Origin of the sequence: Halopenitus sp. POP-27 (assembly GCF_029889855.1) — an archaeon.
GTDB lineage: Archaea > Halobacteriota > Halobacteria > Halobacteriales > Haloferacaceae > Halopenitus > Halopenitus malekzadehii.
The window spans coordinates 92,783-107,338 of record NZ_JARANU010000002.1 but is presented as its reverse complement, the minus strand read 5'-3'; the positions used below and the strand labels follow the sequence as shown (position 1 = coordinate 107,338).

The following is a 14,556-nucleotide window of genomic DNA, read 5'->3' as shown; positions in this document are numbered from 1 at the left end:
GCTTCCGATCCGATCTGCTCCATCGCCGCTTGCGAACCCTTTTCCCCGATTCCGGTGCCACGAATAGCCACGATGGCCCGCCGAGTTCGCGTGGCGACCCCCGAGGACGCGCAGGCGATCCGCGACATCTACGCGCCGTTCGTGGAAGAGACGCCGATCGCGTTTAGGACCGACCCGCCGACGACGGCGGGAGTCGCCGCCGACATCGAGGAGACGGTCGAGACGCACCCGTGGGTGGTCGTGGAACGGATCGACGGGGAGAGCACTCCCGAATCGGGGACTGCAGCTGCCCCCGAATCGGGGGGTGGAACCGTGATCGGTTACGCGTCCGCGAGCCAACTCCGCAAGACGGCGGCCTACCAGTGGACCGTCGAGCCATCGGTGTACGTCGCCGACGGGCACCGCGGATCCGGCGTGGGATCGGGGCTGTACGCGGCGTTGTTCCGGATCCTCCGGGCGCAGGGGTTCGTCAGCGTCTACGCGGTCACCACCCTGCCGAACCCGGCGAGCGTCGCCCTCCACGAACGGTTCGGTTTCGAGCCGGTCGGCACGTTCCCGGCCGTCGGCTTCAAACACGGCGACTGGCACGACGTCCGGTGGTGGCACCGGACGCTTCGCGACCGTCCCGTGGACCCCGATCCCCCGGTTCCGTTCGCCGACCTCGTCGGAACCGACGCGCTGCGGGCGCTCTTGAACCCTGACGATCCGGGCGAGGAGTCGCCCGGAGACGACAATCCCTAAGTCCGGTTCGCCCGGTCGTCCGGTATGGACGTCGACATCGGCAATACGCTCGGGACGACCCCGGGCCTGACGACGGAGTACCTCGACCGGCTCGACGACCGGGTCGCGGACGCACACGGGACCATCGCCGACGGGATGGCGACCGAGGAGTTCGGGTATGCAGCCCTGAACCTCCCCGAGACGGCGGATCCGGACGCGATCCGAACGACGGTTTCGGGGTTCGAGGACCCCGAGGCGGTCGTCACCGTCGGGATCGGCGGCAGCGCGCTCGGCGCGGCCACGCTCGCGAACGCGCTCGAGTCGGACGTCGACGCCTACTTCCTCGACAACGTCGATCCCGACCATACGGAGCGACTCCTCGCGGACCTCCCGCTCGCGGAGACGGTCGTCAACGTGGTGTCGAACTCCGGGACGACCGCCGAGACGCTCGCGAACTTCCTCGTCGTCCGCGAGGCGATGGATCGGAACGGCGTCGACTGGACCGAGCGCACCGTCGTCACCACCGGTCCGGAGGGCAACCTCCGGCGACTCGCCGATCGGCACGACCTCCCGGCGCTCGACGTCCCCGCGGGCGTCCCCGGTCGCTTTTCGGTGCTCTCGACGGTCGGGCTCGCGGTGGCCGCGCTCCAGGGCCACGACGTCGAGGCGATCATCCGGGGTGGCGCGGACGGGAAGGCGAGCCTCGCCGGATCGCTGTACGACTCGCCCGCGTACGCGTACGGCGCGGTCGCGTACGCGCTGGCGGAGCGCGGGGCGCTGACGAACGTCCTGTTGCCCTACGCCGAGTCGCTGGAGACGTTCGCCGAGTGGTTCGCCCAACTGTGGGCCGAAAGCCTCGGGAAGGACGGCGTCGGACAGACGCCCGCCCGGGCGCTCGGCGCGACCGACCAGCACTCCCAACTGCAACTCTACCGGGCCGGACCGCGCGACAAGCTCGTCACGTTCGTGCGCCCACGGGAACGCGCGGACGTCGCCATTCCCGAGACGGATCTGGAGGGACTGGCCTACCTCGGCGGCGGCTCCCTCGGCGGGTTGCTCGACGCGGAGTTCGAGGCGACGGAGGCGAGTCTGGCGGCCGCCGACCGGCCAAACGTCCGGATCGAGATCGACCGCGTCGACGAGCGCGCGCTCGGCGAACTCCTCTACGGGATGGAGGCCGCCTGCGTCCTCTACGGCGAACTCGCCAGTCTCGAGACGTTCACCCAGCCGGCCGTCGAGTGGGGCAAACGGGCTGCCCGCGGGCTTCTCGGCGGTGGGGACTTCCCGGAAGCGGACGCCGTCTCGGACAAGCGGGAGCTCGCCGTCTCCGGCGATCGGTGAGACCGGCCGGCGATCGTCGAATCACGTCGACGATCGGTGATGGTCGGACTCGATCCGGTCACAGCGTACGCGTGAACCGACGCCGGACGTGTTCCGGTGTGCCTATAGGACGCCCCGTCCTACCGGTTCTCAATGGCACGGCGACCGGCGATCGTCGAATACAGCGAGCACGCGTGGACGATCGGACAGGGGCTCCTCGTCGTGCTCGCGGCGCTGCTCGTCTCGAGCGCGATCACCCAACCCTTCACGGATCTCGTCGTCGGAGCGGGACTGGTTGCCGCCGACGGCTGGGGGGCAACGGTCGTCCGAACGGTCTTCCAGTTCGTCGGGTTCGGGGCTGCAGTCGGCGGGTACCTCGCGATCGCCGACGACTGGGACCTCATTGGGATCGGTCGAATCGATCCCCGGAACGCCGCGGTGGTCGTCGTCGGGACCGTCGTCCTCCTCGCGATCCAGTTTGCCGCCCTCTTCGTCTTCGACCAGATCGGCGTCTCGACCGGTGAGAACCAGGCGATCCTGGCGGGGCAGTCGGATCCGACCTACTTCCTCTATATGATCGCCGTCTCGATCCTCTTCGTCGGTCCCGGCGAGGAGCTGCTGTTTCGCGGCACCGTTCAAGGGCTGTTCCGCCGGTCGTGGGGAGCGTGGCCCTCGATCCTGGCCGCGAGCGCGATCTTCGGCGCGATCCACGTACCAGCGGTCGTGGGAGCGGCCGGCGAGGCAGCGTTGTACGCGGCCGTCGCCGCCGGGCTCGGCTGCGTGCTCGGCTATCTCTACGAACGGACCGACAACGTGCTCGTGCCGTGTCTGGTGCACGGGCTCTACAACGGCGCGATCTACGCGATCCAGTACGTTTCACACGTGACGTGACGGTGCTGCTGACTCCGGACGGACCGTCACACGGTCACCCCTCGACGTCGGGCCAGCGGACGTCGTCGTACGATCGCAGTTGGTCCGTGTCGAACTGCTCCGCGAACTTTCGGCGGATGGAGGCCGTCTCCGCCGACCCGATCCGGGCCAACGAGTCGGCCTTTGCGACCGCTTTCGGGGGGCCCCGTTCGGCGGCCACCTCGGCGAGAACCTGGGTCGTCAGCGCCCGCCGCGTGTCGGGATCGCGGGTGAACGCGTAGGGTGCCTCGAGCTTATAGGTCACGTCGGTTCTGGGGTCGTAGATGACGAGGAACGTCGGTTCATAGAGTTCCGGGTCGAGCCGCCGTTCGACGCCCAGCGCGTCCCCGTCGGCGGCGACGTGTCGATCGGTCCCGCCGCGGCTCCGGAACCACGTGGTCGCGGTGAGCTCGTCGGTCACGCGTTCTCCCCGGCGGGTCGACCCCGATGACGTCACGCTCGAGCCATCCGCGTCGGTGCGCCGCTCGAGCAACCGAGTGAACAGCGCGGCATCGTCCGGCCAGGGTGCGTCCATCCCGGCGTTCGAGAGCGCGCGCGTGATCGCCCGCCCGGAGGGATTCTTCACGAATCCCGCGATCGGCGTGCCGGATTCGATGAACGTCTCCACCAGCCGAACGTAGTTCTCGATGACCGATCGTGGCTTCGCCTCGCGGGCGAGGTCGCCGAGCTCGGGATCACGGTCGACCCAGGTGAACAACTCCTTGGGGTAGATGGGCCCGTCGAGCACGAGCAGGTCGGTGACCGTGTTGGCGTGGTCGAGCGCGTGTTTGCTCTCGGCGAGATACAGCGCCAGGGCGTGAACGACCCCCTCGGCATATCGATTGATCGGCGGCGCTTGCAACACGCGCTGTTGAGTGTACCCCTCATCGCGGCGCCCCCAGTCCGTGTCGTGATCGACGGTCGTGTCGGCGGTGTGGACGGTCGCGACGATCGTCCGCGAGCGGTGGAGGTCCAGGTCGGTCGGGTTGGCGGCCATCGCCGCGTGGGCGACGTCGACGACGAGCCCGTTCTTGAACGTCGTGGGGTTGATCGTTCCCGAATCGAGCCCGTGAACCGTCTCGAAGGGGGGATCCGTGAGCGCGACGTCGTCGATGTCGACGCGGTGGCGCGCGTGCTCGTCGACCGGCTCGAGGATCACGCGGCCGTCTTGGCGGAGTTCAGGCAGCCAGTCCGCCCACACCCGTTCGGCAAGCCCCTCCCGGTCGGCCGTCTCGACCGTGCCCGCGATGGTCGACGCGAGGCGCGCGATGTTGTCCACGTGGATCGGATCGAGCGTCACGAATACTCTGGGGGCGGGACGTCTCAAAAGTGGGTCGGTCACGGCACGGATCGCGTGGTGTGATGGCACTGATCGGTGGGCGTGGACGACCGAAACGGGCTAAACCGTCGACCGCGTTGGCGGACGTAATGCATCCGCTCGACAGTCCGGAGGTGATCGGCGTATGACCCGCGAACTCACTGAGATCACAGTCGTCGGAGGAGACAAGACCGGACTCATCGCCCGGGTCACCTCCGCGTTGTTCGAGCGCGGGGTCAACATCGAGGACCTCGATCAAGCCGTCCGCGAGGGTATCTTCCGGATGACGATGCGCGTCGACGCCAGCGAGCTCGAGACCTCCCGCGATGAGATCCGGCGGACGCTGTCGGATCTCGGTCGCGAGCTCGACGTCGAGATCCAGGTCCGCTACCCGAGCGACCGCACCGCACGCCGGGTCGCGCTGCTCGTGACGCAGGAAACCCACGCACCCGAGGCGCTGCTCGAGGCGGAAGCGAACGGCGACCTCCTCGAAGGGGAGGTCGACGGGGTCGAGATTCCGGTCGTGATCGGCAACCGCGGCGATCTCCGCGATCTCGCCGAGCGATACGGCAAACCCTTCTACGACATCGGCGACGGCAACGGATCGCCGGACGAGGACCGGCTGCTCGACCTGCTCGCCGAGTACGACATCGATCTCATCGTCCTGGCCCGATATATGCGCATTCTGTCGCCGGAGGTCGTCTTCCGGTATGAGGGTCGGATCATCAACGTTCACCCCTCGTTGCTTCCCGCCTTCCCGGGTGCGCAGGCCTACCGGCAGGCGAAGGAGGCCGGCGTTCGGATCGCCGGCGTCACCGCCCACTACGTGACGACCGATCTCGATCAGGGGCCGACGATCGCCCAACGCGCCTTCGACGTCCCCGACGGCGCCGACGTGGAGACGATAAAGCGCCGCGGACAGCCGCTTGAAGCGGACGTCCTTCTCGAGGCCGTCCGGCTTCATCTCGCCGACACGATCACGATCCACAAGGGTCGAGTCCACCTTCGCTCCGAGTTCGACTCGACCTCTGAGGAGGACAGCACGGCGATGACCGACACGATCGATGACGCACAGCTCGGGCTGGCGCCGGCCGCACAGGAGGCGAACCCCGAGTCGCCGGTCGACGGCGAATCCCTTACGGAGACCGTCATCGAGACGCCGACACCGGGCGACGACTGACGCGGTCCGGCTTTCCCGTTTTCGACGATCTCGTTCCGGATATCACAAGCCGGAGTGCTTCACAGTTCGCGAACGTCGTCGACAGCCTGGTCGATCGCGGGCGCGTCGAACAGGTCGCGTCCGGTGTAGGCATTCGCACCGGCGGCGTACATCGCTGAGACCGCCTCGATCACGCGATCAGGAAGCGGGACGGGCTCGTCGTCACAGATCGTCCGCCAGTCGGCGACGGATCGGTCAGCGACGGCCTGCTTGGCCTCCGAGACGGCCGCGACCCACTCGGAGTCGTTGCGTTTGTACCATTGCCGGACGACCTCCTTGGAGACCTCCTGGTCGTCGTAGGCGAACCGATTCTCGTCGAAGGTGCCGACGACGTCGGCGACGCGGATCTCGCCGTCGACGTACAGGCACTCGATCTTCCCGTCTTCGTGGTCGAACCCGGCTGCCTTCGCACGATCGGTCACGACACGGTTGACCGCGAGCGCCGTCGACTCGAGGTCCTCGATCGAGGCGACGCCGGCGATCCGCTCGGCCTCCTCGCGGGTGAGATACCGGTCCTGTTCCTCGTATTTCGTCGAGAACTCGACGACCGGTTCCGGGAGATCGACGACCGTCTCCGGCCACTCGGACGCGTCGATCCCCACGTCACTCGGCTCACGGCGATCACGGAGGCTCGACCCGATCGGCACCGTGTTCCGGAAGACGACCTCCAGGGGGATCAGGTAGTTCTCGGCCGCACTCGCGTGGTAGGCGTCGTAGTCGTACCCGTCTCCGTCGCCCAGATACGGGAGGTCCGGGACCTGGGTCAACTCGATCGCCATCTCGGTCGGCGGCGTCGAGACCGCGTCGAGGTCGACGATCGCATCGTCGGGGATCGGTTCGTCCGCATCCGGTTCGTTCGCACCCGGTTCGGCGGTCGGGTCACCCGCCCGATTCGGATCGACGACGCCGCGGTAATGCGTCGGAACGCCCGCATCCTCCAGCCGCTCGAAATTGAACGCGCCCATCGTACAGAGGCTCGCACCCTTCCGCGGGATCGGATCCGGCATTCGTCCCCAGTCGAAGACGGAGTACGCGTCGGTGAAGACGAACCGCCCACGTCCGAGGGATTCGGCCGTCGCCGGCTCGGCCACGCGGAACTCCTTGACACTCGTCATACCTCACAGCGCGGGAGCGGCCCCAATGAATCTTTCAGTGTTCGCCCGCGGCACCGCTCCGTGGTGTCCGTTGACTCGGCCGGATAGGTCTCACGGCTGGGAAGACGCTGCTGAGACGAAACGTTCCTTGCCCCCGAGGGAAAGGTGTGGGTATGAGTCTCACTCGGACCGTCGAACTCGAGGGCCACATCATCGATTCGGGGCGGATGCAGCAGTGTTTCACCGCCGTGATGGATCTGGGCGGGTCCTTCGAGGTCGAGGAGTTCAACGTCGGGAAGAACGAGGACGAAGCGTCCTACTGTCGGTTGTCCGTGTCCGCCGACGACGAGACGACCCTTCAGGGGATCCTGCACGAACTGCACCAGAACGGCGCGGTGCTTCGGGACCCACCGAACGTTACGCTCGAGCCGGCCCCCGCGGACCAGGTCGTTCCGTCGGGGTTCTACTCGACGACGAACCACCCCACCGAGGTCCGCTACGACGACGAGTGGATCCCGGTCGAACACATCGAGATGGACTGCGCGTTGGTCGTCGAACCGGAGGGTGGTTCCCACGGCGGTCCACGGGCATACACGAAGGTCCTCAACGCGATCGACGAGGGCGATCTCGTCGCGACCGACGAGTCGGGGATCCGCGTCAAACCCCCCGAGCGCCCGCGTGGCTCCGACGGTCCGTTCGGGTTTATGCAGGGCGGCATCTCCGCGGAACGACCCTCCGAATCGACGATCCGACAGATCGCCGAGGAACTCGCGGAGACCAAATCGAACGGCGGCAACGTGCTCGTCGTCGCCGGCCCCGCCGTCATCCACTCAGGTGCCGGCGACGCCCTCGCCGAACTCGTCAGGAAGGGATACATCGACGCGATCTCGGCCGGGAACGGGTTCGCGACTCACGACCTCGAGCGGTCGATCTACGGAACCTCGCTCGGGATGAACGTCGAGACGCTCGAACACCCCCGCAAGGGACACAAACACCACATCTGGTCGATCTCCGAGGTGATACGTGCCGGCGGGATCGAGGCCGCCGTCGAAAAGGGCGTGATCACCGAAGGCGTGATGTACGAATGCGTTCGCAACGACGTCCCCTACGTCCTCGCCGGCTCGATCCGCGACGACGGCCCCCTGCCGGACACGATCACTGACGCCGTCGAGGCGCAGGACGCCATCCGCGAGCAGGCCCGTGAGGCCGATCTCGTGTTGATGCTTGCAACCCTCCTCCACTCGGTAGCCGTCGGCAACTGTCTGCCCTCCACCACGAAGACCGTCTGCGTCGACATCAACCCCGCGACCGTCACCCAGCTGCTCGATCGTGGCTCCGCGCAGGCCGTCGGGATGGTGACCGACATCGGGACCTTCGTCCCCACGCTGGCCGAGTTCGTGCTCGAAGCCGACGACTGACGCCACGTCACGACGAGGGTTTATCCGGGATCTCGACGCACCCGTCCCGTGACCTGACCGACGTTTCCACGGCGGTCGAGGCGGGTGCTCAGGGCGCCGTCGTGGGGATCGAACACGCTCTGGCTGTTCGCCATCATCGCGGCCGGCATCATCGTGGCCGGCATCATCGCCGATCACTGTTACTGCTCACCATCGCCGTCATTGCTCATCGTCGCCGTCATCGTCACCGATCATCGTCATCGTCACTGCTCACCGTCTCCCGTCGTCGATCGATGCCATCAATGGACGCCGCTCACCGGGACCGGCGCTACCGCCCCGGTCCGAGCCGGATCGGATCGTCGGTCGGTCGGATCGAGACGGTGACCTCGTCCCCGACCGACAGCCCGTGATCACGCCAGACGATCTTGATCCCGGGGTCCGATCGGCGTGTGAGGAACAGCGAGAGTCCGGTCACCCGATCGCCGTTGGCGTACACGGCGACGTCCCGCCAGGTGACGGTCGTCCAGCCCGTTTCCTCCTCGAGACCGGCAGTATCCGACCGCTCCTCGGCGGTCCCGATCGGTTCACCGAGCAGCGACAGCGTTTCGCCGGCCGGACCGTCGATCGTCCCGGCACGTTCCGGCCCGGTGCGTGCCGTTGAGCCGGATGACTCGGTACCCTTGGTCCCCAAAACCTCCGTACCGGTGAGGACTGCTCCACCGCCACCGTAGTGTGTGAGCCCGCCGTCGAGCGGGACACCGCCGTCGCTCGCGAGCCCCGCGTAGGTCCCGTTCGTTCCCGATCGGTGCGGTCCATCGAGGCAGGGACTATCGAGTCGGACGTACGTCGACCCTGTTTCGACCACGTTGCCGGTTCCGTCCCACGGGACCGGTTTGACGGTCCCGTCGACCACGAGCCGATGGGACCCGCTTGCCCGATACGGGTCGACGCCACGGTCGCGAAACTCGAGATGAACGTGATTATCGACCCAGGGGCCGAAGAATCCGGATCGGACCATCTCGCCGAGGGCGTCGCCCCTGGCCACTCGATCTCCCCGTCCGACGTCCGGTTCGACGTGGAGGATCCGCGCAGTGAGTGGTCCATCAGCCACGAGGCCGATCTCGGCGGCCCAGTCGTCGTCGACGTCGATTGCGAGCACGTGATCGTGATCGACGGCGTACTCCCGGTCCGGACAGCCCACCGTCCGCACCCCACGAACGACGCCTTCGACCGGAGACGTGGCGACGTTCGACTCCGGATAGAGGTCGATCCCCGATGCGTCGTCGTGGGCCGGATACGGGGAGTTGTACAGCGAGAACCGTGGGTACGGCTCGATCAGCCGGTGAGGAACGGTCACACCCATCGGGACACCCTTTCGCGACGAGCCGCTTAGCCGCGTCGGAAGCATCGAATCGACCACCGACCCATCGAGTGCGGAGTCGACGACCGGTTTATATCGATCCCCGACGTGGGTCCGATATGCGAATCGTTCGCGGTCGGGGAGTGGATTTCGATGGGGACCAGCTCCCGAGTTCGGACGACGCCGAGGACCGTCGTGATCCCGGCACGCGATCCGTATCGACCGATCACGGGCCTCGTTCCACTCCGCCCCGGTCAACACGTGATCGGACGCGGGCGACCCTGGATCGGGTTGCGGAGACCCGCGAACCGGTGCTCCGGATCTGGCGTCCGGTTCGACAGGTCACCTTCGGGCGGCGTGACGCCCGATCCGACGGCTTCGAGACCGCGAAGCGTCTCGCTCGTCGAAAGGGATTTCCTCCCGTCGAACGCCGCGTCGGAGGGCGAGCGGTCGCCCACACAGGGGGGACCGTGGCGTTCGCGCTGGCGGTTCCCACCACCGGAATCCGTGCCGACATCACCGATCGATACGACCGCGTGGGGCGACTGCTCACGACCACGTTCCGCGATCTGGGTGCCGCCGTCGAACGGGGCGAGCCGCCGAACGCCTACTGTCCGGGGAGTCACTCGATACGCGTCGTCGACGGCGGTAAGGTGGCCGGCATCGCCCAGCGTGTTCGACGCGACGTCGCCCTCGTCTCTGGGTGTCTCACGGTACGTCGCCGCGACGTGGCTGCCACGATCGACGTCCTTGATCCCGTCTATGACGCCCTCGGCGTTCCCTTCGATCCGGAAGCAGTCGGGTGCCTCGCCGACGCCGGTGGCCCCTCGAGTCCGAGTCGCGCCGCGGCCGCGATCGCAACGGCCCTCTCGATGAGACCGTGGCACGTCCCCGACCAGTAGGTGCCGGGGCCTCGTTCGATCCGGATCGGTCGAACCTGACACGGTTTCGACGTGCTTTTACTCGACGGGGGAATCGATCACCGTATGGCAGAATTCAAGGTCGTCGTCGCCGACCCGGACGCCGGCGAGACGTATCAGCGCGACGTTGACGGACAGGACGCGAACCGGTTCCTCGGGCGGAGCCTCAGCGAGGAGGTCGACGGCGGCGCCGTCGGCCTGGACGGATTTACCCTCGAGATCACCGGCGGATCCGACGAGACCGGGCGGCCGATGCGCGCTGACGTCCCGGGAACGAGCCTCAAGGAGATCCTCCTCGACGGCGGCGTCGGCTTCGAACCGACCACCGATGGCGAACGCAAGCGCGTCACCGTCCGCGGCGCCGAGATCGACGATGACATCGCGCAGGTGAACGTCGCCGTCACCGACGGCGAGGGCGACGTCGCCGCGGCGTTCGGCGAGGGCGACGAGGCGGACGAGGACGCGGAGTAAGTCTCCCTGACGGTCGATGGCTCGGGTCACCTCGGACGATGAGCACGTTGCCGCTGTTCGTGTCGATATCGTTCGCAGCGGCGGCACACGTCGCCTCTGTGTTCGCCTCCCCGACGACGACGAGCTCGCGAGCCGCCTTGAGAGCGGTACTACCGAATCGATCGGCGTGAGTGGTGGCGATATCGTCCGCGTCATCGTCAACCGTCAAACCCGATATGCCCGCATCGAGGCAGATTCCCGTGGGCGAGTGCTTCGGGGACTGTTCGACAACCGCCGTTTGGTACGGACGCCGGGCGAGGGCAAGGATCGGCTTCGCGAGTGGCTCGGCGAACACGACCGTGAGGAGGGTGACGTACTGTTGCTGGACGTCGTCGTCTCCGGGGATGCCTACGGTCTCCGGCTCCCGGGGGACCGTACCGTCTACGACGTCGACGCCGATCCCCGCGGGTCGCTTGCCGACATCGCCCGCGATCTCGACGGGTGACGGTGTTCCGACCCCGGCAGCTCGGGTCTCGGCGGCATCGGATCCGGCTGCTCCGAACGGCTTAATCCGCCACGTCCCGAATCAACCCTATGGAACGGGTCGATGCGGACCTCTCGAAGCTCGACCGAGCGATCATCAACGCCTTTCAGGGCGGGTTCCCGGTCACGTCGCGGCCGTTCGAACCGGCGGCGGCAGCCCTCTCCGAGCGGGGGATCGAGGTGACCGGTCCGGAGCTGTGTGATCGTGTCCGACGGCTCGACGCCGACGGCGTCCTCTCGCGGTTCGGTGCGCTCGTCAACGCCGAGGCGATCGGCGGGGCCGCGTCCCTGGTGGCGATGCACGCACCGCCGGACCGATACGACGAGGTCGCCGAGACGGTCAACGAATTCACCGAAGTCGCGCACAACTACGAGCGCGAGCATCCGCATCTCAACATGTGGTTCGTCGTCAGCGTCGCCGATCACCCCGATCCCGGGAGGGACGGCGATGACCGGGTTCGAGAGGTGCTCGACGAGATCGAGGCGGCAACGGGACAACCGACGTACAACCTGCCCAAACAGCAGGAGTTCCACGTCGGCGCGAAATTCCTCCTCGACGGGCCGGTTTCGGACGGTGACCTCGATCTGTCCGACCTCGGCCCGTCGGTCGATCCCGTCGATCGGGAGACGCTCACGCCGGCTGAACGAGATCTCGTCGTCGAGATCCAGGGTGGGCTCCCGATTACGGAGACGCCGTACGCGGACGTCGCGGCGGCGATCGACGCGGACGTCGAGTGGGTGATCGAGACGATCACACGATTCAACGAGGCGGGGAAGGTCCGTCGCGTCGGCGTCATTCCGAACCACTACGCGCTCGGCTACACCGAGAACGGGATGACCGTCTGGGACGTTCCCGAGGACGTCCTCTCAGAGGTCGGGCCGGCCGTGGCCGGGATGGACTTCGTCACGCACTGTTATGAACGGCCGCGCCATGAGGGTGTCTGGGAGTACAACTTCTTTGCGATGACTCACGGGCGTAGCGAGGCGGAAAGCGAACGCCGGATCGCCGAGGTCGCCGAGACGATGAACGAGCACTGGGACGTCGAGCCGTCCGATTGGGACACCCTGTTCTCGACGCGTATCCTCAAGAAGACGGGGATCCGGATCGCGGAACGTGCGGACGGAAACACGTCGCCACAACGCTCGTCGACGTGATCCCGCTCGTTCACGACTTCGCCGGGGAGACCGTCCTCGTCGTCGGCGGCGGCGCCGTCGCGACTCGCAAGGCTCGGCGGTTCGCGGCCGAAGCGTCCGTGATCGTCGTAAGCCCGACGTTCACCGACCGGCTCCGGTCGGCGGACGGACGGGCTACTGAGGACGGGCGGGATGCCGAAACCACGACCGAAACCGATGGCGGACGGATCGAACTGGTTCGCCAGCGCCTCGAGCCCGACGACGTCGCGGCATTGATCGATCGCGCCGAACCTGCGCTCGTGGTCGCTGCCACGGACGATCCGGCGATCAATGCCGCGACGGAGGCGGCAGCACGCGATCGCGGAGTCCTGATCAATCGCACGGACGTGTCGGGCGGCCGCGATCCGGGAAGCGTCGTCGTCCCGGCCACGGTCGAGGACGGGCCGGTGACGTTCGCGATCACGACGGGGGCAACCAGCCCCGCGGTGTCGCGGTACCTCCGCGAGCGCATCGAGGCCGAATTCGACGGCGTCGGCGACCTCGCACGGCTCGTCGGGGACGTTCGCACGGATCTGATCGACCGGGACGTCGATCCCGAGACCCGTCGTGAGGCCGTCCGATCGGTCGTCCGATCGCCGGCCGTTCAGAAGGGTTTACAAACGGGGGAGACGAACCCCCGACAACTGGCGGACGGGATCGTCGAACGCGTTCGGGACCACGCAGACGACCCCGGAGACACGTCGGAGGGACAATGAACCAGACGGGAGTACTCACCGGAATAAGCGTTTCACACGCGAGTGCAAGCATCGACGAGATCAACGCCGCCGGGGCGGAGTCGGCTCGCGGAACCGTCTCCGACCTCCTCGCGCGGCCGGGCGTCGATGAGGCGTTCGCGATACGGACGTGCAACCGGTCCGAGGCGTACGTCGTCACCGATCGAGTCGCCCGTGGCTACCACGCGCTCGAGTCGTTCGCGCCCGACGTCCGTGACGGTGCGATCCAACGACTCGCCCACGAGGAGAGTCTTCGCCACCTGATGCGGGTCGCGGCGGGTCTCGAGTCACTGGTGATCGGCGAGGACCAGATCATCGGCCAGGTTCGAGAGTCCTTCGAGGCCGCGCGGGCGGCCGGGGGGATCGGCCCGGTCCTCGAGGACGCGATCACGAAGGCGATCCACGTCGGCGAGCGCGCGCGCACCGAGACGGCGATCAACGAGGGCGTCGTCTCGCTGGGATCGGCCGCCGTCGATCTGGCCGATCGCCGGCTGGACCTGGCGGACGCCACCGCGTTGGTCGTCGGAGCCGGCGAGATGGGCACCCTCGCCGCCCGGGCGCTCGACGACACCGGCGTCTCGCAGATCCACGTTGCAAACCGGACGATCCCTCACGCCGAGTACGTCGCAGCGGAGGTCGACACGGACGCGACCGCGATCGCGCTCGCCGACCTCGCCCGCGTGCTTCCACAGGCCGATCTCCTCGTCACGGCCACCGGGAGCCCGGAGCCGCTCGTCGACCCCGCCGACCTCACGGACGCCGGCGAGATGGTCTGTGTCGACATCGCTCGACCACGGGACGTCGATCCGGCGGTCGAGTCGGTCGACGCCGTCACGCTGTACGACATCGACGCGCTGGAGTCGGTCACCAGCCGCACCCGCGAGCAGCGGGAGGCCGAGGCGCGCGCGGTCGAGGAGATGATCGACGAGGAACTCGACCGGTTGCTGGAGTCGTTCAAGCGCCGCCGCGCCGACGACGCCATCGCGTCGATGTACGAGTCCGCCGACCGGGTCAAGGCACGCGAGCTCGAGGAGGCGCTCACGAAGCTCGACGCACAAGGCGGGCTGACCGCGGAGCAGCGCGAGACGGTCGAGGCACTCGCGGACGCGCTCGTCGGCCAGCTGCTCGCCGCCCCGACGAAGTCGTTGCGGGAGGCCGCGGGCGAGGACGACCTAACGACGATCCAGACCGCGATGCAGCTGTTCGATCCGGAGTTCGACGCGCCGCCGTCAGACGGTGCCGCCACGGGCAACGGGACCCAGTCACCGGACGCAGGTGGGGGTCACGAGGGGCGTTCCGACGGCGTCCACAACGAGGTCTCGGACTGACCACCGTCGGTGTTCCGTCCTCGATCTCCCGTCCTCAACCGCCCGTTCTCGACGGCGTCGAGTTCCCCTTC

General features: G+C 67.6%; 14 protein-coding genes. 11 read left to right on the top strand and 3 right to left on the bottom strand.

Annotation, left to right across the window (positions count from 1 at the left end; all coding sequences use genetic code 11):
• Positions 1–72: 72 nt before the first annotated feature.
• The 3 genes from OQF70_RS02250 (at position 73) to OQF70_RS02240 (ending at position 2,931) form a co-directional block, all read left to right on the top strand.
• The gene (locus OQF70_RS02250; protein ID WP_280535601.1) at positions 73–741 is read left to right on the top strand and encodes a GNAT family N-acetyltransferase; all 669 of its coding nucleotides are present in this window, start codon (positions 73–75) and stop codon (positions 739–741) included.
• 24 nt (positions 742–765) lie between these two features.
• Positions 766–2,061 carry a glucose-6-phosphate isomerase gene (locus OQF70_RS02245; RefSeq protein ID WP_280535600.1) on the top strand — a complete coding sequence of 432 codons (1,296 nt, stop codon included), beginning with the start codon at positions 766–768 and terminating at the stop codon, positions 2,059–2,061.
• Between the two features lie 132 nt (positions 2,062–2,193).
• A complete protein-coding gene (locus OQF70_RS02240; protein ID WP_280535599.1) occupies positions 2,194–2,931 on the top strand; it encodes a type II CAAX endopeptidase family protein in 738 nt (245 codons plus the stop codon).
• Between the two features lie 34 nt (positions 2,932–2,965).
• Here OQF70_RS02240 and OQF70_RS02235 read toward each other — a convergent pair whose 3' ends face one another.
• On the bottom strand, positions 2,966–4,249 hold the full coding sequence (locus OQF70_RS02235) for a DNA double-strand break repair nuclease NurA (protein ID WP_280535598.1): 1,284 nt from the start codon (positions 4,247–4,249) through the stop codon (positions 2,966–2,968).
• 163 nt (positions 4,250–4,412) lie between these two features.
• Here OQF70_RS02235 and OQF70_RS02230 point away from each other — a divergent pair, with 163 nt between their 5' ends.
• On the top strand, positions 4,413–5,447 hold the full coding sequence (locus OQF70_RS02230) for a formyltransferase family protein (protein WP_280535597.1): 1,035 nt from the start codon (positions 4,413–4,415) through the stop codon (positions 5,445–5,447).
• A 59-nt stretch (positions 5,448–5,506) separates the two neighbouring features.
• Here the strand turns inward: OQF70_RS02230 and OQF70_RS02225 are convergent, their stop codons facing one another.
• Positions 5,507–6,601, bottom strand: coding sequence for a phosphoribosylaminoimidazolesuccinocarboxamide synthase (locus tag OQF70_RS02225; protein ID WP_280535596.1), 1,095 nt, complete (start codon positions 6,599–6,601; stop codon positions 5,507–5,509).
• Between the two features lie 152 nt (positions 6,602–6,753).
• On the opposite strand from OQF70_RS02225, the gene OQF70_RS02220 reads away from it, so the two are divergent.
• A complete protein-coding gene (locus OQF70_RS02220; protein ID WP_280535595.1) occupies positions 6,754–7,998 on the top strand; it encodes a TIGR00300 family protein in 1,245 nt (414 codons plus the stop codon).
• 307 nt (positions 7,999–8,305) lie between these two features.
• Here the strand turns inward: OQF70_RS02220 and OQF70_RS02215 are convergent, their stop codons facing one another.
• Complete coding sequence (locus OQF70_RS02215; protein WP_280535594.1) at positions 8,306–9,334, bottom strand: hypothetical protein; 1,029 nt, start codon at positions 9,332–9,334, stop codon at positions 8,306–8,308.
• Positions 9,335–9,807: 473 nt separating this feature from the next.
• Between OQF70_RS02215 and OQF70_RS02210 the strand changes: the two genes are divergently transcribed.
• From OQF70_RS02210 to hemA, 6 genes are all read left to right on the top strand, one after another.
• Positions 9,808–10,239 (top strand): hypothetical protein, encoded by a 432-nt coding sequence (locus OQF70_RS02210; protein ID WP_280535593.1) that lies wholly within the window; start codon positions 9,808–9,810, stop codon positions 10,237–10,239.
• 84 nt (positions 10,240–10,323) lie between these two features.
• Positions 10,324–10,728 carry a 30S ribosomal protein S6e gene (locus OQF70_RS02205; protein WP_280535592.1) on the top strand — a complete coding sequence of 135 codons (405 nt, stop codon included), beginning with the start codon at positions 10,324–10,326 and terminating at the stop codon, positions 10,726–10,728.
• A 16-nt stretch (positions 10,729–10,744) separates the two neighbouring features.
• Positions 10,745–11,212 (top strand): hypothetical protein, encoded by a 468-nt coding sequence (locus OQF70_RS02200; protein WP_280535591.1) that lies wholly within the window; start codon positions 10,745–10,747, stop codon positions 11,210–11,212.
• A gap of 89 nt (positions 11,213–11,301) precedes the next feature.
• Positions 11,302–12,405 carry an Lrp/AsnC family transcriptional regulator gene (locus tag OQF70_RS02195; protein WP_280535590.1) on the top strand — a complete coding sequence of 368 codons (1,104 nt, stop codon included), beginning with the start codon at positions 11,302–11,304 and terminating at the stop codon, positions 12,403–12,405.
• Positions 12,402–13,139 carry a bifunctional precorrin-2 dehydrogenase/sirohydrochlorin ferrochelatase gene (locus OQF70_RS02190; protein ID WP_280535589.1) on the top strand — a complete coding sequence of 246 codons (738 nt, stop codon included), beginning with the start codon at positions 12,402–12,404 and terminating at the stop codon, positions 13,137–13,139. The genes OQF70_RS02195 and OQF70_RS02190 overlap by 4 nt, the downstream gene beginning before the upstream one ends.
• Entirely contained in the window at positions 13,136–14,485 is a 1,350-nt protein-coding gene (gene hemA, locus OQF70_RS02185; protein ID WP_280535588.1) for a glutamyl-tRNA reductase, read from the top strand. The genes OQF70_RS02190 and hemA overlap by 4 nt, the downstream gene beginning before the upstream one ends.
• Positions 14,486–14,556 lie beyond the last annotated feature (71 nt).

Coding starts and splice junctions, on each gene's coding strand:
- OQF70_RS02250 (WP_280535601.1), top strand. CDS start 73: ATGGCCCGCCGAGTTCGCGTGGCGACCCCCGAGGACGCGCAGGCGATC.
- OQF70_RS02245 (WP_280535600.1), top strand. CDS start 766: ATGGACGTCGACATCGGCAATACGCTCGGGACGACCCCGGGCCTGACG.
- OQF70_RS02240 (WP_280535599.1), top strand. CDS start 2,194: ATGGCACGGCGACCGGCGATCGTCGAATACAGCGAGCACGCGTGGACG.
- OQF70_RS02230 (WP_280535597.1), top strand. CDS start 4,413: ATGACCCGCGAACTCACTGAGATCACAGTCGTCGGAGGAGACAAGACC.
- OQF70_RS02225 (WP_280535596.1), bottom strand. CDS start 6,601: ATGACGAGTGTCAAGGAGTTCCGCGTGGCCGAGCCGGCGACGGCCGAA.
- OQF70_RS02220 (WP_280535595.1), top strand. CDS start 6,754: ATGAGTCTCACTCGGACCGTCGAACTCGAGGGCCACATCATCGATTCG.
- OQF70_RS02205 (WP_280535592.1), top strand. CDS start 10,324: ATGGCAGAATTCAAGGTCGTCGTCGCCGACCCGGACGCCGGCGAGACG.
- OQF70_RS02200 (WP_280535591.1), top strand. CDS start 10,745: ATGGCTCGGGTCACCTCGGACGATGAGCACGTTGCCGCTGTTCGTGTC.
- OQF70_RS02195 (WP_280535590.1), top strand. CDS start 11,302: ATGGAACGGGTCGATGCGGACCTCTCGAAGCTCGACCGAGCGATCATC.
- hemA (WP_280535588.1), top strand. CDS start 13,136: ATGAACCAGACGGGAGTACTCACCGGAATAAGCGTTTCACACGCGAGT.